This window comes from Pseudoalteromonas sp. M8, from assembly GCF_018141365.1.
Taxonomy (GTDB): Bacteria; Pseudomonadota; Gammaproteobacteria; order Enterobacterales; family Alteromonadaceae; genus Pseudoalteromonas.
Map to the genome: position 1 here is coordinate 474,583 of NZ_CP047240.1, position 24,973 is coordinate 499,555.

Genomic DNA, 24,973 nt, shown 5'->3' on the forward strand with positions numbered 1-24,973 from the left:
TGAATTAACATATAAAAAACGCGAGATAGAAATCGACTCGCGTTTTTCATTTTTAAAACCTAATGAATTAAATAATAAGGTTACCGCATAGTACAATGTTACTATGTACATCCAATTCTGGAAACTCTCTGGAAAGCCATGCCTCATCTAGTCTAGAAGACATTTCCAGAAAAAGTGAAAAATCGCAAAGAAATTTGGATTTTTTTGAGGTCTGGAAAATAGTTTTCCAGATATTCTGATACTGAATATATTCGAGCGATGTTTGTTTTTTAAACTAATTTGCAGCTTGATTTATGAGTACTCCTTCGACTCAATTAGGTTGTGGGTAATGATAAGTACTTTGCGATGATACTTCCTAGTTCTTCTAATTCGGAATTTGCAACTAAGTTCCGACCTAAAAATGGTGCAATCACTAATGTCGGAAAAATATCAGAAGTTAGTATTTTCACCCTACTTTTGCCGCTACCTAATTTATATTCTTCAAGATGAAAGCTATTTGTATCATACGCACCACAAAAGGCCATTTTATACTCTTCTATAAATCTTTGACCAAAACATAGGACTACTTTGGGGTTAAACTGCTTAACTAACTGATTGAAAAGAAAGAACCGAGTGATTGAACAGTGGGTTTGGTAATGATATTTAATTTTTGTACTCGTCAGCTCTATATGTTGTTTCTGCCAATCATTAACATTGCGACAGGGTAAAGGGAACAAATTTAACTTAAATTCATTGGAGCTAGAACTACAGTACTTTTCTTTCATGTAGTCCTTATATTCACCTTGATAATCGAAGGCCCTACAAAGAATTTTCGCGACTTTTTGATCAAACTGCCATTTATAAAAATTTGGGGTACTGGCTTTCCATTCATCAGAGAGGTAAGGAACTTTATGACCATCAACTTCATAGGTAGGACGAGTCACTTTAGACGTTATCTCTTCGTCATATCCAGCCCACTCTAGTCCCGAAACCCAAAGAGGAGCTTTGATATTTCCTCCATCCATACCTATTAGGGATGTTGTTAGTCTGTTGTAGAATGAATTCATAAATTTGTTTCCGCATTTCCATCCTAATTGCATGTCTATCATGTCGTCTTTTAGTTTTTCGGGCAAATTATCCAAATAGTGTAGGTTCTTCGGATTCGATAAAACAAACTGGTGTTTGTTTTATATGCTTACACGAGCGCAATCTCCAAGGTAAGCAGACAGTACTTGCATAGTCCACCAACAAGTAGACGCACATGGCCACCCCAAACGAGCAACAAGTAGACTCAGAGTATCCATTATTCCTCTAAACTCGTGGTTAAACTCAGATTAAGTCCCCAGCGTGGCTGCTTAAGTGGTAGTGTACGAGTGTCATCGATAACAGAATCAACCATAGTTTTGGCAAAATTAATACCTTCCTCTATGCGGCCTTGTTTTACGTAGAAATAGACCATCGCATCATTCGGAGCAATCCGGCTCTCTTCAGGATCCGAGAACATGGCATAAGTTGTTTCAGACACAAACTTATCACCGTGTTCTGGGTAAAATTTGGTAATCAAGTCTAGCCTATTAAGCGTGTCTTTTTCTCCTTCGAACCAAAACCAACCGCCGTTCAAAATTTGAGCACGAACAAGGTATTTCCACGCAGCTTTTTTGCCACTTAATTTACGCCTAGTATGAAAAGCTGACTCGTAGAGATACGAGAGTTCCGAATGTCTTTCTTTCTCATGCAGAAGTTTCTTATCGAGAATATTTAACAACCGCCTTCCTTGGCCATTTTGATCCCAGTAATCATACCAATCTTGTACATATGTCTGTCGTTGTTCATAACTACCTGAAAAACTATCTAATAAACTGTCAAACTGTTCGGGCTCAAAAGCAGTAGGATCTCCCTCGTATGTAGTAGCACTCTCTGAAATTCCGCTGGAATATTCTTCTCGACATAAAAAACCGATATCCCAACCACTATGGTTATCTAAGGTAGAAAGAAGCTCTACAGCGTTGGAAAATCCCTCCTGTACTTGTTCCTCCAATAATTGATGTATTTCTGCATGTAAACCTGTACGCATCAATGAATCTAAAGGCCACCCATCTTTAACTCCTTGAGCGACATATGCTCTTAAACTATTCTCTGCTTGTGACCACTGTCCCATCTCAGTATGTTCATTAAACTTAACAATCAAAGCGGCAGGATTCAATTCGGCTAGCAGTGCATCAGTGGCTTCTAAAACATGCCTAGTGCCTTTTCCATCTGTATAGTCCAATACGTTATGAATCTGAGGAGATATCTGGCTAAGAAGCTGCTGCGCCTCTTTTGGTGCCGACTCAACCAAATAACCAATAGCACTTACGGTATTGCTCAATGTAGGATCTTTTCGATGACTATAACCTGTTGTCAGTTCCCACGTTTGTATGCATAGTTCACGAGCTTGTGAAATTAAATTGTGTTTTATGGCGATAGAACAAAGCTGAAGTGGCATCATAAGATGAACGCTTGTTTCTTCTTGAACCTCAACCTTCCACGTTGAATACTGCGACTGAATAAATACAGAAGCAGCTTCATTCGTCATTTTAACAAGAGAATTATCTGAATACTGTTCTCTGAAAGATACTTCATCGAACCAGTTGCACTCGATTGCTTTTCGAATACTTTCTTCAGATAGAAGTGCGATATCTGTTTCGTTCAATAAAATACTAACAAGGTGAATATCACAGGCTACACGATGTAATGAACGTCTAAAATCTTCGGTAGCAGATCTCTGTTGATAGTTTTGCCTAAAAGTATGTAATTTAATAGGCTCAAGCATCTCGTAAAGCTCATGAAATAATACAGAGCACCCACTTAACCAATGCTGAGCGACTTTAGAAGCAATACTGGTAAGAGTATTAAGTAAGGCAGTAATATTTTCTCTTCCTTTGAACAAAGGAGCTGGCACATACTCAAAATCTGTCTGGCCATCAAGTGCCATCGAGATTTCTAGATGCACAGAACTAAAGAACCAATGATGTATGAGTGCCGCAAGGTCTTCTTTTTGAGCATAGTAATCTGCACCCTGCCATTCGATAGGAATTGATATATTCAGGGGGTTAGACAAACGAGTGGCAGCTGCTTCAACGGAAGCTACTAATGGTGTTTGGGAGAGCGAATTAAAATCATCTCTTTCAGTAATGCATGCGCCAGCATATGCTGATGAACGAATACATGCATCACTCATCAGTTTTTTATTTTCACCATTAACCAATGCACCAGTGACGGTCATTAACGCATCTAATTCTCCACCTTCGATAAGCAATTGAACGCGAGGAAGCCATATTACTTGATGATTTTTGTTAACTAAACTAGTTAGGCTCTCAGTCGTCATGCCTATAGCATTCAATTGAGCTAAAGCACTGATCATAAAATGATACTCATCAGAACCTGACCGAGAACTATATTTGTTTGTAAATCTGCTTACTCCATGAAGTCGCCTAAGTAGCTCTTCACCGCATGTTTCGGCTTCAAATAGCTCTCCACGAGATCGAAGAGCCAGACCGAGAGCCGCAAGTTCTAGAATGTCAGCTTCATGCCTTGTAGCAAATGCCTCACGGATCACACTTTCTTCGCTAGATAATGTCCATGTAAACGAAGTGAGCCGCGCCTTATCATCAGATTGCATTTGAAACTTGCTTCCACCTACCATACGATCTTTGAGGTGTGCGAGTCGATAAGCATCCGCGAATTTAGCCGTATCTAAAGCTGCTATTAGAGAGTTTGATAATAGCGTATCGAACAATGACTCTGAGTATCCTTCTTCTAACCGTTGCATGATCCAGTCTCGTGTCAGGCCAGAGATAAGGTTACTTGAGTTACCAAGCCTTGCCTGAACTGTCCACAGCCAATTTACACGTAGTGAATTTGGAGCGTCATTGTCTAACCAATCAGCGACAAAAGGCATTAATTTCTGAATGCAATCCCCGTAGTTTTCTGTTGTTCTTACGAACACGGCCAAGCTTTCATGAAAAACCTTAAAACCGGCACCAGAAGCATAAAGCAAATGTTCCACATTCCCAACCTCAGGAACTGCCGCCCGACGTTTATCAGCTATCTCGACAAAAGCTGTTTTGGGCCAGAAAAAAGGAAAAGCACAAATTAGGCGCAAAACATCCTTTAGGCTTTCAGATAGACTCATCCATAAAGAACAATAATAAAACTCTACGTCTTGGCTTAAATCTCCCTTTAACCGCTCAACATCCCAAGAGGTAAGCTGGCCACCATTCTGGATCAGTTCTGAAGCAGCATAGATTACATGAAGTGGATGACCTTTCGTTCTCACAAGAAGTGCTGATGAAGCTTCTTGTAACTGTTCATTAGCTATTCTCTGGTCTTCGGAACTCGTAGAGAGTTTGCCCTCCTTTATCATTTTATGCAGATACCCAAGTACGGCATTTTCAGACATCGCCGGCAAGGTATACCAGCTAGATTTAGGTGCAGATATTAACAAATCTGTCGGCAACTGAGCGTCGTCCACCGGTTGTGTTCCGATGAGCAGAATCATATTGTCTGGACAAGGAATAATCTGAGAGAAAAGATCATCAAGTGGTTGTTTATCTTTTGCATTAGTACGCCAGACATGATCCAGTCCATCGAGTATGACAACAAAAGGTTTATTGCTCTTTTTATAGTGAGAAGCACATGCTTCGAGTAAAGAACGCAAACCTCTAGAAGGGATTACCACTTCGCTATGAAACTGCTCTATTTGAGCTTTAATGGATTCCTCAACAATATAACTATTTATTCGGTCACGACCACGTTCAGTCGTCGATAGATAGTAGTGATGTCTTACCATCGGAACATTTTCGTCAGTTAGTTCGTCAAACAAATAACTTAAATAAGTACTCTTTCCTCGGCCAGGAGGCCCAGACAAAACAATCGTTTTGCCAACAGAATTTATGACTGTTGACGCAAAACTATGATGGAAAGTCTCGTCCGGAACTTGGTATCCATCGGGAACAATAAAGTCTTCAGGAAGTGGCGTTACAGGGGATGCTCGTAGGATAGTACGGATTTCTGGAAGAGTTATCCAACCATCTGGATGAGGGCAGTTTTTTTGTGTTGCCCAGTTAATTGCTACGCTTTTAAGCGTAACAATTCCTTCTGAACTTCCATGAGCTTTTAACCTCGCATCAATTTCATATTCCAGTGTCTCGTAACTTTTATCACTATGGCGAATACGTAACTGGTCAAAAAATGCTTCACAAGATTCAACACTACCAAGCTCAGAAATTACTTTGGAACGATTTGGTTCATGAATCTTTGAAAAACATATTTTCCCGTTTACAAGGCTGCCTTCAATTTCAGCGTCTGGACGACGGTTGGTTATCAACGAAATATCGCCGATACGGTCAGGATCGAGTTTGTTGTAAGCGTCAAACCATTTTTTAATCATCGATCTCGAACGAGATGTCTTACCTGACTTATCTAGCAGCCAGTCCCAGCAAAGAAAGTGTCTGTCAGGATCAGGTGTAAACTTAACTTGTTGAAGATCTAGAAACCCATCAGTTCGTTCAATGACGATATCGTCCAGTCCTTGTGGTGCTTCTTTTTCAACATCACATTCAAACTTCACTTGACTATATCGTGAAGGTGCATCAAGCCAATCACATAAAACCTTAAGCCCCTGCCTCGTTTGATAAATATAGCCTGCTGCTGTTGTAGCAGAATTTTTTATGTTTTCAGACATTCATACACCATTACGTAGTCAATTTTGAATTAAGCCAACTGTCAAGCATATTTACTACAACAAACGCTGTTTGAGTTAGATAATGGGCGGGCTATTAAGCGTCTCTATCAAATCTTTCTCAATTAACTTCGCCTTCAAGCTCAACGATATAATTTAACAAAGAGTAATAGCTCCTTTTCCTTGCAATTCGAGTTCAAAATATACCTCTACATTAACTTGTACTTGAGGCTCATTTTTATCCTCAAGTGAAATGAATAGAGGAGAGTTGTTGTTAGAGCAGAGGTTCTTGGTGATTATCAATCTGATCTTATTGCAGTCAACTATTACATGACTATCCTTGACGATTGCAAGTACGTTCTTATATACAGTGCTTTCCCAATATATTGAGCCTGAGCGTTTAAACCCAAGTCGCTGTAAACTTTGTAAAGGAGCGAAATATAAGGCCTGTCCTTCTATCGGAAGAGAGGCTTGGCCCTGCATACCATTCTCTATGCAAGCTCTGTAGATTTTGTCTATGAAAAGTCTGTGTACATGATCGTGCAAAGCTGGGCTGTAAGGAGCGAATCCCTTTTTCCCTATCAAATCAGCCCTATCAACTTTGCTCTTCAATAGCTCAGCCCTGTTTTTAGCGACCTTGTGGCTGAAAAGGGCTTCCATAGTGTTTGTTAAAAGTAACTTAGACTCCCAACCCTTTTCAATAGATTCAACAAGAGTGAGCCATTTAGGTTTATCAATATTTTGTTGTTTTATTAACCTGAGCTTTCGCTCGTTTAGGGTTTCTACAGTGTTTCTGAGGTTTTCGCATACCTTGGTGGTAGCCTTATCCCACTGCCTTACGTTGCTAATGTACTCTTCCTGCTCTAATAGTGATTCGATGATACTGATTTGAGTTGGAATATCGTCAAAACTACCAGAGTTATACATAAGACTAGGCGTCTCATCTTGCTCAGCGAAAAAGTACAGTTGAAACAAAAATGCTCTGAAGGCATAAACCTTTATTGCATGTCTACCATAAAACGGCCAATGGCTTTCAATGTGTTGATACTCATGGAAAATAAGGTCAGCTAATTCAGTTGCACTATGGACCAGAAGTGTTTCACCTAAGTGGAGCGCATTGGCTTCTTTTGGTTGCTTCCAATACAGACAATCGTAAAATTCGTTCCACCTTTCATAATACGCTAGTCTGGCCGAAATATTCCAACCCATCCTTTTAACTAATTTCAAATGAATGTGTTCTAAAATTTCATCGAGCCTAATTACCGATAAAGCGCTTTCTAGAGATTGTCTGTTGAGTGGTTTTGATGTGAGGCTATTTTTATATTGTTTGAATGCTTCGCCATTTGACAAAGAGTCAATCTTTTCAACTAACTCATTGATGCTTTCTGCACAGAACGTTATGTTATTGAAGTCTTGCCAATAATTTAATAACCACTTATTTCCTTCGTCTGTTGGGTAGTAGGCGTAGTACTGTTGCTCTTGTCCATGACTCACAGCGCGAGAGATATTCTTTACAAATTTAATAGCAGTGTTTGGTTTAGAACTTGCAATGATGTCAAATATGTCTATTGCTAGTTTATGAAGTTTATATATACCTTCAACACATCTTTTTAGATCTATATTGTCTGGTGAATAAAACATATTACTAAACCATTCGCACTCTAATATTAGGTCAATACCTTCACTGGTTTGGTAATTTTGCCACCGAGCTAGCTCATAAATATCTTGTGCCCAATTTATTTTTGAGCTGTTTTCTGAAAAATGTCCATCTGGTGTAATTAAATCTCGTCTAGGGTGATAAATGATTCTACGTAATACAGCTGAAATTAAACGTTGAGTGTGAAAAGACATTGGTATGTCTTCGTTTTTTCTTGCATGTTTTATTAATCTGGAAAGCGTATGCCAGTAAGTTTTTATAACAAATAAATCTGTTTCAGACAGCTCAATTTTGTGTTTTAGTTCGTAGCCGTAACCGAAGTAGCAAGAGTAAATAGTGGCATCAAATTGGTTTAAGAGTGCTTCAAACTCAAGGTTCCAGCTTCGTTTTTCAATGTTATATATCAGTAATTCTAACCCAGCATTAATGCTGTCTATATCAGCTGAAGCTTGTTTTTGAATCGGCGCTTCTGTTATGAGGCTTTCGAGGTATTTGGTTAACCAAGGGAAACGTCGGTTTAAATGCGCTAACTGAGATTTGAGCAACTTTACAAAAAGATTAGTCTTAGATTTTTGCTTAACGTCTAACTGTAAGTAGTTTTGAATTTGAAGACTCGACTTGACAGTGATTTTTTTAAAAAGTCGCCAATAGAAATAAAACGTAAAGCAAATGAGTACGGCGAAGAGCGCCGGTAAGCTGAATTTTAGAATATCTAGATGCGTGCTGCTGATTGATAAAGAAGAGTGCTTGCTAGATGCGAAAGTTAAGTAATATAAGCTTAAAGCCATGTATAGAAAAGATAGACTCAATATGGATTTTGGATTTACATATTTCCCTCTAGTCAATCGAGTGGATAGTAAAGCATTATCGTGTTTATCCGAATATTGGGCTGAAAACTGAATTGAAAGTGGGATACCAATAGCTACAAAGCCTGCAATTATTGTATAGGTATGGCCAATGATAGAATGAAATTCAGATACAAACTGTACTAGGTACGACAAGCTAAAGCCTTACTCAAAATATTCCTTTGACTATTTATGTTATCAAATTCGAAGTTATTGTATCTAGGTTTATTTCTTCATCAAATGTAGCTCACACTCTAAATCAGTAATTCTTTTAAGAAACTGATGGTTCGATAGTGCTAATGCGTTGTGAGTAGCTGCCATTAGTGACATGCGAACAATCATATCGCATTATTTCAGTATTACAGGTACTAGTAGTCTCGATACTAGATAGATTAGGTTGTGTCATATTGATTTCTAATCTTTGCTAATCCTATTGATATCGTGTCTTTTAGAAAGTGTTGGATAACGCTGCTTCACACCTTATCAAACCTACGGATAAGTGCTTGTGTTGAGGTGTGTGGGAAATAAAAAAACGCGAGCTTGTCTGCCGCTCGCGTTTTATTTTTAAAAGATTATTTGATATTTAAATCAGTCTGTTACCGCATAGTAACAAATTCCTCGGAGCCGGTTGGGTGTATCGCGACTACCGAGTCAAAGTCTGCTTTGGTTGCGCCCATCTTCATTGCAACGGCGAAACCTTGGATCATCTCATCTACGGCAAAGCCGATGCCGTGTAGGCCCACTACGGTTTCTTCTGGGCCTGCGCATACAAGTTTCATACGACACGGTTGGCGGTGCTGAGTGACCGCGGTGTACATTGCAGCAAAGGTAGAGGTATAGACCTTGATGTTTTCTTTACCGTACTTTTCTTCCGCTTCTGGCTCTGTTAGACCAATTGTGCCAATCGGTGGGTGGCTAAAGACGACGGTAGGGACTAGATCGTAATCCATTTTTGCGTTTGGCAATTCCGGATTGAATAGGCGCTCGGCTAGCATTCTACCTGCTTTTACGGCTACCGGAGTTAGCTCTATACCACCATCCATAATATCACCGAGCGCGTAGATACCTTTGGCTGAGGTGTTTTGCCATTCGTCGACTTTAATATGGCCGCTAGGCGTGGTTTCTACATCTGTCGCAGCGAGGTTGATAAGATCTGTCATTGGTTCACGACCAATTGCCCAGATCAGTTTGTCTACGGTGTAAGACTCACCATTCTCAAGATGTAAGGTGACTGAGCCATCCTCTTCTTTGGTCACTGACTGTGGTACTGCGTGAGTGTGCAGCGTTGGACCTTCTTTTTCCATTACTTCAGTTAAGGTTTCAACCAAGATAGGATCAAAGTTACGAAGAGGGGCGTGCTTACGAACAAATAGATGGGTTTCTGTGCCCAAGCTGTGCAATACGCCCGCAAGCTCTACCGCGATATAACCCGCGCCCACAACCGCTACGCGGCGAGGTTGCTCTTTAAGCTCAAAGAAACCGTTTGAATCGATACCGTGCTCAGCGCCTGGAATATTAGGGATCGTTGGGCGGCCACCTACGGTAATATTGATATGATCGGCAGTGTAGTGCTCACCATTGACTTCAATGGTGTTGTTATCAACAAACTTAGCAAAGCCATTGATCACGGTGACGCCATTTTTCGCTAGGTAGCCGTTGTAACCTTGGTGAATACGGCCAATGTAGGCTTCGCGGCTTTCTACCAGCTTACCCCAATCGAAGTTCTTTAGTTCAACATCAAAACCATAATCTGGTGCGTATAGTTTAATGGCTTCAGCAACTTGAGCACCGTGCCACATCGCTTTTTTTGGAACGCAGCCCACGTTTACACAAGTACCGCCTAAGTGCTTTGCTTCTATTAATGCCACCTTGGCACCTCGCATCGCCGCTCGGTTTGCAGATGCGATCCCGCCGCTACCGCCACCGATTGCGATATAGTCAAAATGTTGAGCCATAAAAATTCCTCGCCAATTATTTGTTTTGCTTAAACCCTACTACTTTAAATAGCACAAGTGCACAACCGAAGACCGATATTAAGCAAAAATCTGTTCAGATACTTGTAAATGCGGTCATTCACCCTTATTTCAACCTCAATATTAGATTAGAAAATAAAGAGCGTGCCCATGAGTAACCCATTAATCGGGCTAGAAGGATTGCCTCCTTTTTCGAAAATTAAGCCTGAACATATTGTTGAAGCATTAAAATCTGCCATTGCGCACTGTCGTGAAACTATCGACACTGTTTTAGCACAACCAAGCTATACGTGGGACAGTTTTGTACTGCCTTTAGAAGAGTCAGACGATAAATTGAATCGTATGTGGTCACCAGTCTCACATATGCACTCAGTAGTAAATTCAGAAGCGTTACGTAAAGCTTATGATGAGTGTCTGCCATTAATTTCTGAATATTCTACTTATGTTGGTCAGCACCAAGGGTTGTATGAAGCCTATAAAGCGGTAAAAGAATCGGTTGAATTTGGTAACTTAACGATTGCTCAACAGACCTCTGTAGATAATGCCCTACGTGATTTCCAATTGTCGGGCATTGCACTTGAGCCAGTTAAGCAAAAGCGTTATGGCGAAATAGTGGCACGGCTGTCGGAGCTGGCATCAAAGTTTGGCAACAATGTAATGGATGCCACTCAGGCATGGCAAAAGCATATTACTGACGAGTCAGAATTAGCAGGGCTACCAGAGTCGGCTTTAGCGCTTGCCGCTCATACTGCTGAAGCCAAAGGATTAGAAGGCTGGGTATTTACGCTAGATTTCCCTTCATATCTTCCTGTGATGACTTACGCAGATAGCCAAATGCTCCGTGAAGAGGCTTATCGTGCGTTTGTAACCCGTGCTTCTGATCAAGGGCCTAATGCTGGAGAGTTTGATAACTCAGCGATTATGCATGAAGCACTTACACTTAGACACGAATTGGCTCAGTTGCTTGGCTTTTCTAGTTTTGCAGAAAAATCATTGGCAACTAAAATGGCTGAGACACCAGAGCAAGTGTTTAAGTTTTTAAACGACCTTGCCGCTAAGTCAAAACCACAAGCCGAGCAAGAAGTGGCTGAACTACGAGACTTTGCGAATAAAGAACACGGTGTAAGTGAGCTAAAACCTTGGGATTACGCATATTATGGCGAAAAGTTAAAACAAGCTAAGTATGCGATTTCTGACGAAGCGCTACGCCCGTACTTCCCTGAGCATAAGGTACTTGCCGGTTTATTTGAAACCGTGAATCGCCTGTTTGGGATCCGTGTGAGTGAAGTCAAAGACGTTGATACTTATCATCCAGATGTACGCTTTTTTGCTATTCATGATGATAAAGGTGAGCTGCGTGGTCATTTCTATCTCGACCTATATGCTCGTGAACATAAGCGTGGTGGTGCCTGGATGGATGACTGCATGGGCCGAAAAGTACGCGCAAATGGTGAGTTGCAGACTCCTGTCGCTTATTTAGTGTGTAACTTTAATAAAGCTGTTGGCAATAAACCTGCGCTATTTACCCATAATGAAGTAACCACTTTATTCCATGAGTTTGGTCACGGTATTCATCACATGCTAACGCAAGTAGATGCCGCGCCGGTTGCTGGTATTAATGGTGTGGCATGGGATGCGGTTGAGCTGCCAAGTCAGTTTTTAGAAAACTGGTGCTATGAAGAAGAAGCGCTGAACTTCATTTCAGGACACTATGAAACGGGTGAGCCGTTACCAAAAGAAATGTTAGACAAGTTACTGGCGGCAAAGAACTTCCAATCAGCCATGCAAATGCTGCGTCAGTTGGAGTTTTCGTTGTTTGATTTTCATATTCACGCAGACTTTGAGCCAAACACGGATTGCCAAATTCAAGCAACGCTTAATGCGGTGCGTGAGCGTACTGCAGTTGTTAAAGCGCCTGAGTTTAATCGTTTCCAACATAGCTTTAGCCACATTTTTGCTGGTGGCTATAGCGCGGGTTACTACTCTTATAAGTGGGCAGAAGTGCTGTCTGCGGATGCGTTTTCTAAGTTTGAAGAAGAAGGGATATTCAACCCACAAACCGGGCGTGAATTTATGTATCACATTCTTGAAAAGGGTGGATCGGAAGCGCCAATGGTGCTGTTTACCCGCTTCCGTGGTCGAGAGCCAAAAGTGGATGCGTTACTACGCCACAGCGGGATCGCCGCCTAGTTATATTTCCACTCTAAGCGCCTTCTTCTGAAGGCGTTTTTTTTGTCTTAGAAAGTGTGACTTTTTGTTAGCAAATTCAATATCTCTGACTATTCTATAAAGATATGAATTAATAGGGAAAGCCACATGACGAAACTGGTTCTTGCCATTGATGATGACAAACTCGTCCATCACATTGTTGATGAGGCGCTATCGCGGACATGCAAAATATTACATGCGAAAAATGGTGAGGAAGGCTTGCGGTTGGCTAAAAAATATCGTCCGGATATTATCTTGCTTGATGTCGAGATGCCAGGGCTGTCGGGCTTTGAGGTATGTGAGCAACTCAAAAAACTAGAGGACACTACAGAGATCCCTGTAATGTTTTTGTCTTCTCGTGCCGATATTTCAGAGCGAATGCGGGGCTATAACGCTGGTGCCGCAGACTATATAGTCAAACCTTTTAACGCTGAAGAGTTGTTAGCGCGTATTAATGTCCTTGATGACTATCGAAAAATCTCGTCGCAGCTAAAACAAGATGTACAGCGCGCTCAAACCACAGCTGAAATAGCCATGACTGACTCTGGTGATATGGGCCGTATAATGCGCTACGTTGGGCAGTCGTATCACGCGCATGATCTCAATACGTTGAGCGCTCATTTTTTAGAGTTTTTTATGCCGATGGAGCTCGATGTTGCGGTGGCTTTTTGGTATCACCAAGACGCGATGTTTTACTCCAGCGAGGGAGCGATCCAACCGATAGAGCAAGAGCTATTTGAGAAACACAAAGATAGCAGTCGTTTTGTTGATTTTGGTCGCAGAACCATAATTAACTATCCTAAAGTCTCTTTACTGATTAAGAACATGCCAGTGGACGATGTTGCCGTTTATGGTCGTTATAAAGATTTATTTCCGCACATACTGGAAGCCACTGATGCCAAAATCAGAGACATGGAAGTCAGTGAAGATGCACTTAAGAAAGTGGAGCATATAGGGCAAGTATTTGCTGAGCTAAGCGATCATTTAAGCGGCGTTGGCGATCATTACAGTGGCAAAGTTGCTGAGTTTCAGACGGTGCTGGAAAGCGACAAGCTTGCAGTCTTAGAACCAAGTGAAAGAGAACGGTTGCAAGAACTCTATGAGCATTTCACTTATTTAAGCGATGAGCTAACCATAATTAAATATAAGTTAGGAGAAGTGACTGAGGTACGCCAGCAGCTTATAGAGAGTTTAAACAAAATAGCGAAACCTTGGGGTGAGGATGAAGTGGCGTCGCAGGCTGATATTGAACTGTTTTAAGCCGCTGGATAATCAAAGACACTAGAAAGGGAAAGGGGTATACTGCCACGGTTGGTAACCCTTGGGAGCTTAGCTTGTATATTCACACCCCTTTTGAAGAAAACAGATCCTACCTAGATACGCTAACTAAGCTGTTTAATTTATCCGCGCTTAATATTAACGAGGCGGAGTTTCAATTGGTTTATGATGAGCTAGGCTTACAATTATTCAAAAAAGATGAACCAAAGCTCGGCGCTATCCGTGTTGATTTTGTGACTGGCGCAGTTGCTCATCGACGCAAATTTGGTGGTGGTAAAGGGCAAGCAATTGCAAAAGCGGTGGGCTTAAATAAAGGTGCTGTGCCTACGGTCTTGGATGCGACAGCAGGACTTGGACGCGATGCCTTTGTACTTGCGTCTATGGGTTGCAAAGTCGTGCTACACGAGCGTAACCCGGTAGTCGCAGCGTTGTTATACGATGGCTTGCAACGCGCCTATCAAGATGCTGAAATTGGCGAATGGGTACAGTCAACTATGCGACTGGAGTTTGGCTCCAGCCATGACTTGCTAGAGCAAGCAGGTTGGCGTCCAGATGTAGTGTATCTTGATCCTATGTTCCCGCATCGTGAAAAGTCAGCGCAAGTGAAAAAAGAAATGCGTGTATTCCAAGATTTAGTTGGCAATGACTTGGATGCGGACGCGCTTTTGCCTTTTGCTTTGCAGTTAGCCACAAAAAGGGTGGTGGTAAAACGTCCAGACTACGCTGGCTTCTTAAATGAAAAAACGCCAAGTATGCAAATAAAAACCAAGAAAAACCGCTTTGACGTTTATGTTAATGCCGCAATGAAATAGCACACTACTACCTGATTTAATTTTGTGCAGCAGATATCTAGATGGATATACGCAAAAAGTATGGTTTTGTACTATTGCACAGGAAAGGTAACCAGATTTAATCAAGTTGTCATAAATCCTTAATACTCTTGCGGAGCATTTTGATAAAGGGGTTGTGATTCTATGCGCGTGTCTACTTTTACTCGGTTATTGGCAATATTATTGACGACAGCGAGTATTCTACTTGGGGTGAGTCTGTTTTGGGCGAGCCAAGTATTAACTGAACTTGATGCGCAAGACGCCGCTTACAATCAAGTTAAAAATGCGGTGATCATCGAGCTTGAGGGTACAGTAGAAGATTACTTGAGTGCGGGCGATAGCCAGTATTTAAATAAGGCCGATGAACAAATCAAAGCATTACAGCAAAGTGTAGAGCAGTTGCCACCTGCACTTGCTGAGCAACTTAAAACTAAACTCATACAACTACAACAAGATATTGCAGGCAAATACCGTGCACTCGGCAAGCTTTCTGGTAACGAACTTGCGTTGTTAGATAATGCGCTTAGGCAAATGTCAGGTTCAGCATCGAGCCTCGTTAAGTATGCAATTAAAGCACAAGATAGTGCCGCCAAAGAATCCTACTTTAATCTTGCTTCAGACTACTTTAGCGAAGTCTCGAATTTGAGCTTATATACCTACCAATTAGTCATGGCTTACGAACAGCAGACCGAACAGAGTTTGATGTCGAGCTTAAGCCGGTTGCAGGATATTGCCGCGCGAATAGACCGACTCGAAAACTTAGGGGTAATGAGTGAGGTAGACGAAGACGAGCTATTTTTAGGTGCCGAAGCCGAAGATTTAGCGCTAGAAATAAAAGCGGAGCTTGTGAGCTGGCCTAAACGTTATGCCCGCGACTTAGAAAATACCTTACAGCAGTCGAAACAACGCCAAGCTGGCATGCTAGCACTGCGAGGTGATATTAAAGCAATCTCAGAGAATATCCTACAAGCAGAAACCAACTTAAAAACAGAGCAGGCTGACGTAAAAACCAATGTGTTTATGCTGTTTGGTGTGGCCATTGGGTTACTCGTACTCCTTGCGGGTGGTGTGTATTTTGTACAGTTCAATCAAGTGTTAACTCCGCTAAGACAACTACGCGATGGCTTTGCTCAGCTAATCGAAAGCAATGAGTTACGCAATATTGAAAGTAAAAACCAAGACACTGAAATTGGCGAAATTGCGAGTTACTTTAATCAGTTAATCGATAGGCAGCGAGCAGAAGCGGACGAACGCTCAGAAATGCTGAGTGTGATCAATACCTTTATGGAAGAGATGAACACTAACTTGGCGCAGATCTCTGCACAAGCTGGAGACACGTTTGAGCAGGTGGAGCAAAACCAAGCACAGCTTGACTCGCTTAGAGCGCTTGGGGCGGATGCCAATCAAATCAACGCGCAAGTTGCCGACAATGCCAATAACACCTTTGAAGCAATGACACAAAGTGTGTCCTATGCGGATGCTATGTTGAGCGCTTCATCGACCACACAAAAGCGGGTAGAGCAGGGACTGGAGAGCTTAAATGAATTACTTAATGGTGTTTCAGATGTGAGTAAAGTGATTGATATGATCAGCTCCATCGCAGAACAAACGAACCTACTCGCGCTCAATGCGGCGATTGAGTCGGCGCGCGCAGGTGAACATGGCCGCGGGTTTGCGGTCGTTGCGGACGAAGTACGAAAGCTTGCACAGCAAACACAAGCCTCACTGACTGATATCCACCAGCAATTAAATGTTTTGAGTGATAATTCAAACAAAGTATCGACACAAATCTCGGCTTTGGCTGATGAGGCACAGCAGCAAACTGGTCATGCACAAGAGTTGAAACGCAATTCAGAAGGTGTGGCAGAGAGCGCACAGAGCGCCAACCAAGTTGCCGCCCATGCAATGGATCTTGCCAATCAACAATCAGACCTCTTAGATACCTTTGGCCACGCTATGGATAGTATGAAAGGTCAGGTTAATAGCTCACATGAGCAAGTGCAACAAATCCAGCAAAGCCTTAAAGAGAAAATGCGGGAGATTAGGGGTACCTTAGGCCTGCGGTAATCAGGATTGTGCCGTAGGTCGAGATTTATTTCGACAGCATAAGCCAAAACGTAGGAGCCGCTTCACGCGGCGAGCAGTTACAAGATCGCGAGGTAAACTCGTTCCCACAAACTAAACTCGAAATAATTAAAAAAGGCCGCAAATGCGGCCTCTCGTTGGGGAAAGAAGACTCAATCAGAGCCTACTAATGTTTGCTTATGGCTTGTACTGCGCGTCTAACGTTAGGCCAGAGAACGTACGGTAAGCATTAACACTTAGGTGCCATGTACCCGCTTGCGGATTAGTGATTACACAAGTCTCGGTATTACCATTTTCATATGGACGACAGTCATAGCTGCTTGCTGTAGGTTGAGAGCCAAACTTAACGAATAAGTCAGCGTCACCTGAGCCACCAAATGTTTTCACGGTGAAGTCGCTCATACCCTCAGGCACTTCGATTGTGTAGTGCACCCACTGACCGCTTGACGCTGAAATATCTTCAACGGTACCGCCACCCGCTTGAGGGCCTCCTGTACTTGAGCCTGAAGTTGCAGCAACTAAGCTTACGCCTGAATAAGCTTTATAACCGTTAATCATTACATGGTATGTACCAGCTTGAGGTGCGTCAAAGCTACAAACTTCGGCATTACCGCCTTCATAAGGACGACAATCATAGCTGCTTGAAGTTGGTTGACTGCCAAGCTTTACATAAAGGTCAGCATCACCAGTACCACCGCTCATGGTGAAGGTAACATTGGTTTTACCTGCAGGTACATCAAAAGTGAAGAACTGATCACTACCAGCTGCACCACTTAAGCCTGTTTTCGCTACGCCATCTTCAAGCGTATTACCTGTAGGTGGTGTGACAACATCGCCTAAAGCTTCATTTACCGCAGCGGCTGCATCAACAACACCTGTACCACAGTTTGAACAGCTACCCGCGAAGCTGCGTGTAGTGTTTTTCAAGATAGTTTCTACTTCGTCAGGCGTAGCAGATGGTTTTGCTTGCTTGATTAGCGCTGCAACACCCGCAACGTGAGGTGCCGCCATAGACGTACCTTGTGAGTAGTGGTAGCTATCATTTGAAGGAGCACCAGAGCCTGAGTTATGGGTAGATAGGATACCTTCAGGATCATTCGCAAAACTTTGTGCGCCACCCGGAGCGGCAACGTCGATGTTTGCACCATAGTTTGAGTAATAAGCTCGGCTACCATCACGACCTACAGATGCTACGTTTACTACGCCATTACAGTTACCTGGGTTGTAGTTTGCTGAGTTATCGTTGTCGTTACCTGCCGCAATAACAATGACTGTACCGTTGTTACGTGCTTGGTTGATTGCATTTTGTGTAGTTGCGCTACATGCACCGCCACCACCTAAACTCATGTTGATAACATCAGCTGGGTTAGCATTTGCAGGCACACCAGATACCGAGCCGCCAGATGCCCATATGATGCCGTCAGCGATGTCAGAAGTTAAGCCACCGCATTTACCAAGAACACGTACAGGCACTACTTTAGCGTCGTAAGCAACACCAGCTACACCTTCGCCATTATTTGTTACTGCAGCAACCGTTCCCGCTACGTGCGTACCATGCCAGCTTGAGTCTTGATCTGCGCGTGGCACAGGTTGACCTGAAGAGTCAGTTCCACACTCACCGCGAGTGACCGCATCACCAGGGTCACGAGCATCGTTGTCACGTGCGCCACCATCGTTCGCAACAAAGGTATTAGAGATCATGTCATAGCCAGGCAGAATGTTGGCATCTAAGTCTAGATGTGGGCGATAACCTGTATCTAGTACCGCAACTACCACACCTTGACCTGTTGCTTTATCCCACGCAGCTGGGGCATTAATACCAGCAGCAGCTTCGTAGTAATGCCATTGATCGTTATAACGAGGATCGTTAGGCGTTGCGAATGGCTTTAGCATTTGGTCAATTTCGATGTATTCAACATTACCAGAAGCCATCACTTCGTTCATGAATGCTTGTGCTTCTTTTGCTGAAAGCTTTTTGTCAGCACGCATAACGTGGTGATTGCTAAGTGCCATTGGGCGTACGTATTGAGCGCGAGCACTCGCTTTACTGCTCTTAAAGCCTTGTACAAAGCTTTCTGCACGTTGTTGCATTTTAGCTGGAGCAAGATCCGCAGCTGAAAGGCCCATCATTTGCGAACCCGCATCTTTGTACTTGATGATGAACTGTGTACCAAGCGTGCTTTGTGATGATAGTTTTTGTGCCGTTGCTGCAAGCGCTGCATCTTGGCCGATTGATTGTGCTGGTGCGGCTGTAACTGCTGTTGCAGTGAATAATGCGCTCACTGCGACGCTTAGTGCAGCGCGCTTAAAGTTTTTATTGATTGTCATAATGTTTCCCTAGTTTCTAACTTGTTGTTCAGCTGTTAATAAAAAGCTGATGGTCAGTGAAAGTAAACTCCTAGTTAAAAAAAAGAAAGCGCTGTTTTGTTATTTGCACTAATTTTTTAGTTATATGTGGACGGATAAATGGCTATAAAAAATTCTTACTGTATTGTTTTTAATCAATATTTTTCATATTTGTGAGAGAGTGAATAAATTTCAGTTACATTGTAAATGACTGTAAACAAAATAGTGTTTTTAACTTTGTGAAGCATTTGTAGCCAGTAGAGTGGGAGTTTGGTTAGTGCTAAAGGTTGGTTTTATTTTACTATTCTAATCTTATTTTCTTGTTTTTTAAGGTTTAAGAAATGATAGCGCTGACATAATGTTTACAAGTGTTTGAAAGGTATGCGAGTTGCTTCTTCTATTCGTCGCTGTGATTAGATAAAGAATCTAGGTATAATTTTCGCTTGGTCGCGATTTTGCCGTTTAAAGCTAAACTGTTGGCAAAACGGTAAGTGTAGAAATCTTAGATAAAAAGTTGAGTGAGTTTATGCAACAAATAGAGGTAGTCGTTATCGGCGCAGGTGCTGCAGGGTTGATGTGTGCTGCACAGGCTGGATACCGAGGGCGACAAGTTGCAGTGGTTGATATGGGGAAAAAGCCTGGCCGTAAAATTTTGATCAGTGGTGGTGGCCGCTGTAACTTTACCAACGAAAATGCTTCACCTGCTAACTATCTATGTAAAAATCCACACTTTGTAAAGTCGTGTTTGAGCCGCTATACCCAACATGATTTTATTGAATTGGTAGACCGCCATGGCCTTGCTTATCACCATAAAACGCTTGGACAATTGTTTTGCGACAATAGCGCGCAAGAGATCGTAGATATTCTTCTTACCGAATGTGACTGGGCGGGCGTGTCACTCCATTTACGTCAAGAAGTATTAGCGGTTGAGCATCAAAGCGATGGCCGCTACTTAGTCAAAACCACAACTCAAACCTTCAACTGCGAGTCAGTGGTGATCGCCGCTGGTGGCTTAACCATGCCAAAACTTGGCGCAACGCCAATCGGCTACAAAATAGCGGAGCAATTCGGTTTAACGGTATTACCAACCACGGCAGCGCTTGTACCATTTACACTCCATGATCACGACAAAGCACGCTTTGATGGTTTGTCTGGTATTAGCGTAGATAGCCTAGTGACCAGCGAAAGCGGTATCCAATTTAGAGAAAATATTCTCTTTACCCACAGAGGCTTATCTGGCCCCGCAATTTTGCAGATCAGCTCATTTTGGAAAGCAGGAGAGTTTGTTAGCATCAATTTATTACCTGACTTAGATGTGCAAGCACAACTCCATGACTGGCGTAGTGAGCAAGGGCAAAAGAGCCTGAAGAACTTGCTTTCGACCATCTTACCAAAGCGCTTTATTGAGGCCTTAATCAGCGACGGCAGCATCCCAGATAAAAACGCCAACCAACTCAGCCACACAGAGATTGAAAAACTGACAGAAACCCTCACTAGCTGGAAAATAAAACCAAATGGCACAGAGGGTTATCGCACCGCAGAGGTTACGTTAGGTGGTGTAGATACCGACGAATTAAGCTCAAAAACTTTCGAAGCTAAAAAACAAAAAGGCCTGTACTTTATCGGCGAAGTAACCGATGTCACCGGATGGCTCGGGGGCTATAATTTCCAATACGCGTGGAGCTCCGGGTGGGCATGCGGGCAGGCTTGTTAGCCCAAATCACGATCAAAAGCGGCTATAGATTGAAATAAATTATAGCTTATCAAAAGAAAGGCTTTTACCAATTTAAAAGGACACTAAGCATATACTTAGTGTCCTTTTTGTTGTTAGTTATCACGTCATACTGGCTTTGCCTACCAATTGCGCCTCTGGATAGGCTTCAATGGTTTCGGCTTCGCCACGGTGATCGCTGGCTAACTTTTCATAAAGTAGCGGTAAGACAATCAAAGTGAAGAAAGTACCAATGAGCATGCCTGCGACTAAGATAATACCTATGCTGTTGCGCGCTTCTGCGCCTGCACCGGTTACCAATACCAACGGGAAGTGACCAAGCACGGTTGCACCTGTGGTCATCAGTATGGGTCTTAGACGTGTGGCCGCAGCCCCTTTTACCGCCTCAAATTTCGATTTACCTTCAAGCTGTAAGTGGTTCGCAAATTCAACAATCAAGATGCCATTTTTGGCGATTAAACCGATGAGCGTAATTAGGCCGATTTGGCTGTAAATGTTGACGGTCGTGAGTGATAAAAACGGTAGCATCAATGCACCTGCGAGTGCCAAAGGTGCGCAGCCGAGTAGTACCACGAGCGGATCTCTAAAGCTGTTGAACTGGATCGTCAGTAAGAAAAACACCACTATCATCGCAAACAGGAGTACGCCAACCATGGTGTTGCCTTCTTTTCTTAGCTGTCTTGATTCGCCAGCGTAGTCAATTGAGTAGTGACTCGGTAAGACGTCTGCTGCAATTTCTTCAACCTGTGTGAGCGCTTGCTCTTTGGTTATGTGCGGTAGTGTGCCTGCCAATATTCTAAACGAGTTTTGCTGATTGAATGAGCCAAGCACTCTCGGGCTTGTAAAGGTGCGTAAGGTGGCAAACGCTGAAATCGGAATAAGATCGCCAGCATCCGTTCTTACTTGCATATTAAGAATGTTCTCAGGATTGTACCTTTCGCCATCGCCGACAATGGGAATGACGCGGTAGGCTTTGCCTTCTTTGTTGAAGTAGTTGGCAAAATTATTCGACATATAAATGCTAAGTTGCTCGTTTACCGACGACAAGTTTAGACCTAAGTCAGCAACCAGCTCTCGGTCGATTTCAAGCTCGGCTTGCGGCAAGTCGATTTTTAGGTCGGTATTGACGAACATAAAGCTGCCACTGGCGGTTGCGCGTTGAATAATCTCATCAGCGTACTGCTTCATCGCGGTTGGGTCGTCACTGGCACGGAATACTACTTCAACGTCAAACTGCCCTGCGGTAGGAAGCGATGCCGGTAGAATAGGGAATAAACTTAGCCCAGTCACGCTGCCTAACCGGCCGTATAGATCGTATAGTAAGTCGTGCACTGAGTTTTCTCGCTCATCAAATGGTGCAAGCTCTACACCACCAAAACCTGCTGCTGCCGTAATAATCTGCCAAGTAAACTCAGCGCCTTCAGTGGCGTTCATGACCTCGGCAGTGTCATTCATTTTCGCTGAGGTATAAGCTTGAGAAGACTCAGGTGGTGCTTCCACTACGACTTGGATACTGCTTTGATCTTCGATAGGGGCTAGCTCTTTTTGTGATAACAGGTAAAACGGCACCGACAATAAAGAGAACACGATAGCGACAAAAAAGACCTGTGGACGCCACTTAAACAAGGTATCGAGTGCACGAAAGTAGAACGCTTGTAATCGATCAAAATAGCCATTGACCTTTTGCGTTAATTTACCTTCTTTACCGCCTTCGGGATTAACGTAAGCACTCATGATGGGCGATAAGGTAATAGCAACCAGTCCAGAAATTAATACCGCAATGGCTAGGGTGAACGCGAACTCTCTGAATAAGAACCCCGTTAAACCTGTTAAAAAGCCGATTGGCGCGTAGACCGCAGCAAGGGTCAGCGTCATGGCAATTATTGGGACGAGTAATTGACGTGAACTGATAAGCGCGGCTTGTAATCTGGGTTTGCCTTCGCGCATATGACGCGCAACGTTTTCAACCACCACGATGGCATCATCCACTACTAAACCAACAGAAAGCACGATAGCCAAAATAGTCAGTAGGTTGAGTGAAAAGCCCATTGCTGAGATCACCGCGATTGCGCCTAAAATCGAGATAGGAATGGTAACCAGCGGCACCATGGCGGTTCTAAACGAGCCCATCATCGCGAGCACAACAATCCCCACGAGTAGGACGGTTTCCCCAAGCGTGGTGAAGATTTCTTTTATGGAATCACGCATATAAAGCGTGCCATCGTAGCCAATTCTTAGATGCATGCCGTCGGGTAAGATGGTATTAATCTCATCAATTTTTTTATACAGCGCGTCACCAATATCGATTTCATTGGCACCTGGTAATGCCCACACCGCTAAGAATACTGTATCGTGGTCATCAAGGCGTGCGGTTACCATGCCTTCGGCTTCACCGAGTTCTACCGTGGCGATGTTACCGAGCTTGAGTTGCGTGCCATCGATTTCTTTTACCACTAGGTTGTTAAAATCGGCTACCGTTTTTAACGAGGTATTGGCCATTAGGTCGATGCGTTGTCTGTTATTTTCACTGTAACCTAAGGTGGCAATGGTGTTGTTTGCTTGTAGTGCGGCAAATACGTCGCTAGCACTTACGCCATAGATAGCGAGTTTTTCGGTATCGAGCCAAATTCGCATTGCTGGATCGCGGCCACCTTCCAGCGTCACTTTTTGTACACCGGGAATATCAGACATAGAAGGGACAACATTTCGGATCAAATAATCGCTCACGTTATTACGTGGCAGACCTTGAGATTCCACATCGAGATAGAATACCGCATATGGGCTGTCGGCGCGTACGATTTGAATGGCTGGATCTTCCGCTCCGCTGGGTAACTCAAACTTAATCTGGTTTAATCGGGTGGTCAGCTCAGCCAAGGCATCGGTGGTACTATGATTAAGTTCAAGCCAAGCGGTAACTTTGCTAAGTCCCGAGGTAGTTATCGAGTCTACATAGTCGACGCCAGGAACAGTAGAGGCCACTCGCTCGATTGGCTCGGTAACATAGCCTTTAACGACGTCTGCGGCAGCGCCTGTATAGACAGTGTTGATCACCAGTGAGGCACTTTCTATTTTTGGATATTGCTGCACCGATATATCTCGGGCGGCATTAAAACCCGCTAGCACAATAAGCAATGACACCACGATCGCCAGTACCGGCCGGTTAACAAAAATATCCATGATAGACGGCTTATTTTCGTGTAATGCGCTCATTACTGGCCTCCGTTATTGCCATCAACAGCGGCAACCTGATCGGTATAAACCAATAAGTTTTCTTGTAGCTTAAATGCGCCTTCAGCAGCAATAAATTCACCACCACGCAGGCCAGATAGTACAAGTTGCTGATCGTTTACTTTATCGCCTAAAGTAATTTTTACTGGTTTTGCTCGCCAGTTTTGGCTGTCGTCCTTTTCAAGTACATAAACAAACTCGCCAAAGTGATTGCGCGTAATTGCATTGGTTGGCACAACTGCGGCGTTCACAATCTCGGTTGGTACATTGACTAACACCATTTGATTGTGGCTGAGTGTGCCATTGCTGTTTTGTAGCTCAGCACGATAACTTTGTTGACGCGATGCGACATCGACCATTGGCATTTTGGCTGATACGCGAGCAGGCTTTTGGCCGCTGGCATTAGAAATTGCCACGCTAACGCCTTCGCCTAAGTTAGGTTGTGGTAAGGTTTGTGGAATTTTGAAATCCACCCAAATGCTGTCGTCTAACCCAACCAGGAAAGTGATTTCGCTATTGGCATCAAGTAATTGACCAACCTGATATTGCTCTAACCCCGTTTGACCCGAGTAAGGTGCACGAATGGTTTTTTTCTCGATTAATGTGGTTAGTCGTTTTACGTCTGCCAGATTAATTGCCACCTCGGCTTCGGCTTTGTCCACCTCATCTGGGCTGATCCGCTTTTGTTCTAGTAATTTGGCAACCCGTTGATAGGTTGATTTAGCAAGCTTTACTCGAGCTTTAGCCGCTAATAGATTCGCCTCATCAATGCTGCTATCTAAGCGTAGTAATACTTGGTTCGCTGCTACTTGCTCACCGGGCTGAAAACCGACGTAAGTGATAAGACCTGGATACTCGTTACTAATGGTGACGGTGCGCTTGGCATGGAGCTGACCTACAACCTTAACCGATTTAATATGCTCAGTGGTTGATACATACGTGCTTTTTACCGAAGCCGAGGGCTCTGGGAAAGATTCCCCAAAGGCGATCGCCGCTTGGATTTGTGTAAACTTCACAAATCCAAGGCTGGTAATAACGATGAGAATGATGACAACGGCCATAAGCCAACGTTTGATGTTCATTGTGATTT

12 protein-coding genes are annotated in these 24,973 nt (G+C 43.2%); 5 read left to right on the forward strand and 7 right to left on the reverse strand.

The genetic code is table 11. The features are described 5' to 3' along the window. Positions 1 to 314: 314 nt before the first annotated feature. The 4 genes from GSF13_RS07270 to gorA form a co-directional block, all read right to left on the reverse strand. Positions 315 to 1,046: a hypothetical protein gene (locus GSF13_RS07270; protein ID WP_211867638.1), complete on the reverse strand. Its 732-nt coding sequence runs from the start codon at positions 1,044 to 1,046 to the stop codon at positions 315 to 317. 236 nt (positions 1,047 to 1,282) lie between these two features. Beyond that, positions 1,283 to 5,704, reverse strand: coding sequence for an NACHT domain-containing protein (locus GSF13_RS07275; RefSeq protein ID WP_211867640.1), 4,422 nt, complete (start codon positions 5,702 to 5,704; stop codon positions 1,283 to 1,285). Between the two features lie 153 nt (positions 5,705 to 5,857). Further along, positions 5,858 to 8,359 (reverse strand): hypothetical protein, encoded by a 2,502-nt coding sequence (locus GSF13_RS07280; RefSeq protein WP_211867642.1) that lies wholly within the window; start codon positions 8,357 to 8,359, stop codon positions 5,858 to 5,860. A gap of 440 nt (positions 8,360 to 8,799) precedes the next feature. Beyond that, positions 8,800 to 10,158, reverse strand: a complete 1,359-nt coding sequence (gorA, locus tag GSF13_RS07285) for a glutathione-disulfide reductase (protein ID WP_211867644.1) — start codon at positions 10,156 to 10,158, stop codon at positions 8,800 to 8,802. A gap of 168 nt (positions 10,159 to 10,326) precedes the next feature. Here gorA and prlC point away from each other — a divergent pair, with 168 nt between their 5' ends. The 4 genes from prlC (at position 10,327) to GSF13_RS07305 (ending at position 16,559) form a co-directional block, all read left to right on the forward strand. Next, positions 10,327 to 12,366, forward strand: coding sequence for an oligopeptidase A (gene prlC, locus GSF13_RS07290; protein ID WP_211867645.1), 2,040 nt, complete (start codon positions 10,327 to 10,329; stop codon positions 12,364 to 12,366). Positions 12,367 to 12,492: 126 nt separating this feature from the next. Next, positions 12,493 to 13,644: a response regulator gene (locus GSF13_RS07295; RefSeq protein WP_010605885.1), complete on the forward strand. Its 1,152-nt coding sequence runs from the start codon at positions 12,493 to 12,495 to the stop codon at positions 13,642 to 13,644. Between the two features lie 131 nt (positions 13,645 to 13,775). After that, entirely contained in the window at positions 13,776 to 14,474 is a 699-nt protein-coding gene (locus tag GSF13_RS07300) for a class I SAM-dependent methyltransferase (protein WP_248298681.1), read from the forward strand. Positions 14,475 to 14,636: 162 nt separating this feature from the next. Then, complete coding sequence (locus tag GSF13_RS07305; protein WP_206471795.1) at positions 14,637 to 16,559, forward strand: methyl-accepting chemotaxis protein; 1,923 nt, start codon at positions 14,637 to 14,639, stop codon at positions 16,557 to 16,559. Positions 16,560 to 16,754: 195 nt separating this feature from the next. Here the strand turns inward: GSF13_RS07305 and GSF13_RS07310 are convergent, their stop codons facing one another. Next, on the reverse strand, positions 16,755 to 18,905 hold the full coding sequence (locus tag GSF13_RS07310) for a S8 family peptidase (protein ID WP_211867649.1): 2,151 nt from the start codon (positions 18,903 to 18,905) through the stop codon (positions 16,755 to 16,757). Positions 18,906 to 19,449: 544 nt separating this feature from the next. Here GSF13_RS07310 and GSF13_RS07315 point away from each other — a divergent pair. Beyond that, on the forward strand, positions 19,450 to 20,637 hold the full coding sequence (locus GSF13_RS07315; protein ID WP_174170478.1) for an NAD(P)/FAD-dependent oxidoreductase: 1,188 nt from the start codon (positions 19,450 to 19,452) through the stop codon (positions 20,635 to 20,637). 120 nt (positions 20,638 to 20,757) lie between these two features. On the opposite strand, the gene GSF13_RS07320 is transcribed toward GSF13_RS07315, so the two are convergent. After that, positions 20,758 to 23,865: an efflux RND transporter permease subunit gene (locus GSF13_RS07320; protein WP_211867651.1), complete on the reverse strand. Its 3,108-nt coding sequence runs from the start codon at positions 23,863 to 23,865 to the stop codon at positions 20,758 to 20,760. Next, positions 23,865 to 24,965 (reverse strand): efflux RND transporter periplasmic adaptor subunit, encoded by a 1,101-nt coding sequence (locus GSF13_RS07325; RefSeq protein WP_211867653.1) that lies wholly within the window; start codon positions 24,963 to 24,965, stop codon positions 23,865 to 23,867. Before GSF13_RS07325 ends, GSF13_RS07320 begins: the two co-directional genes overlap by 1 nt. Positions 24,966 to 24,973: the final 8 nt, after the last annotated feature.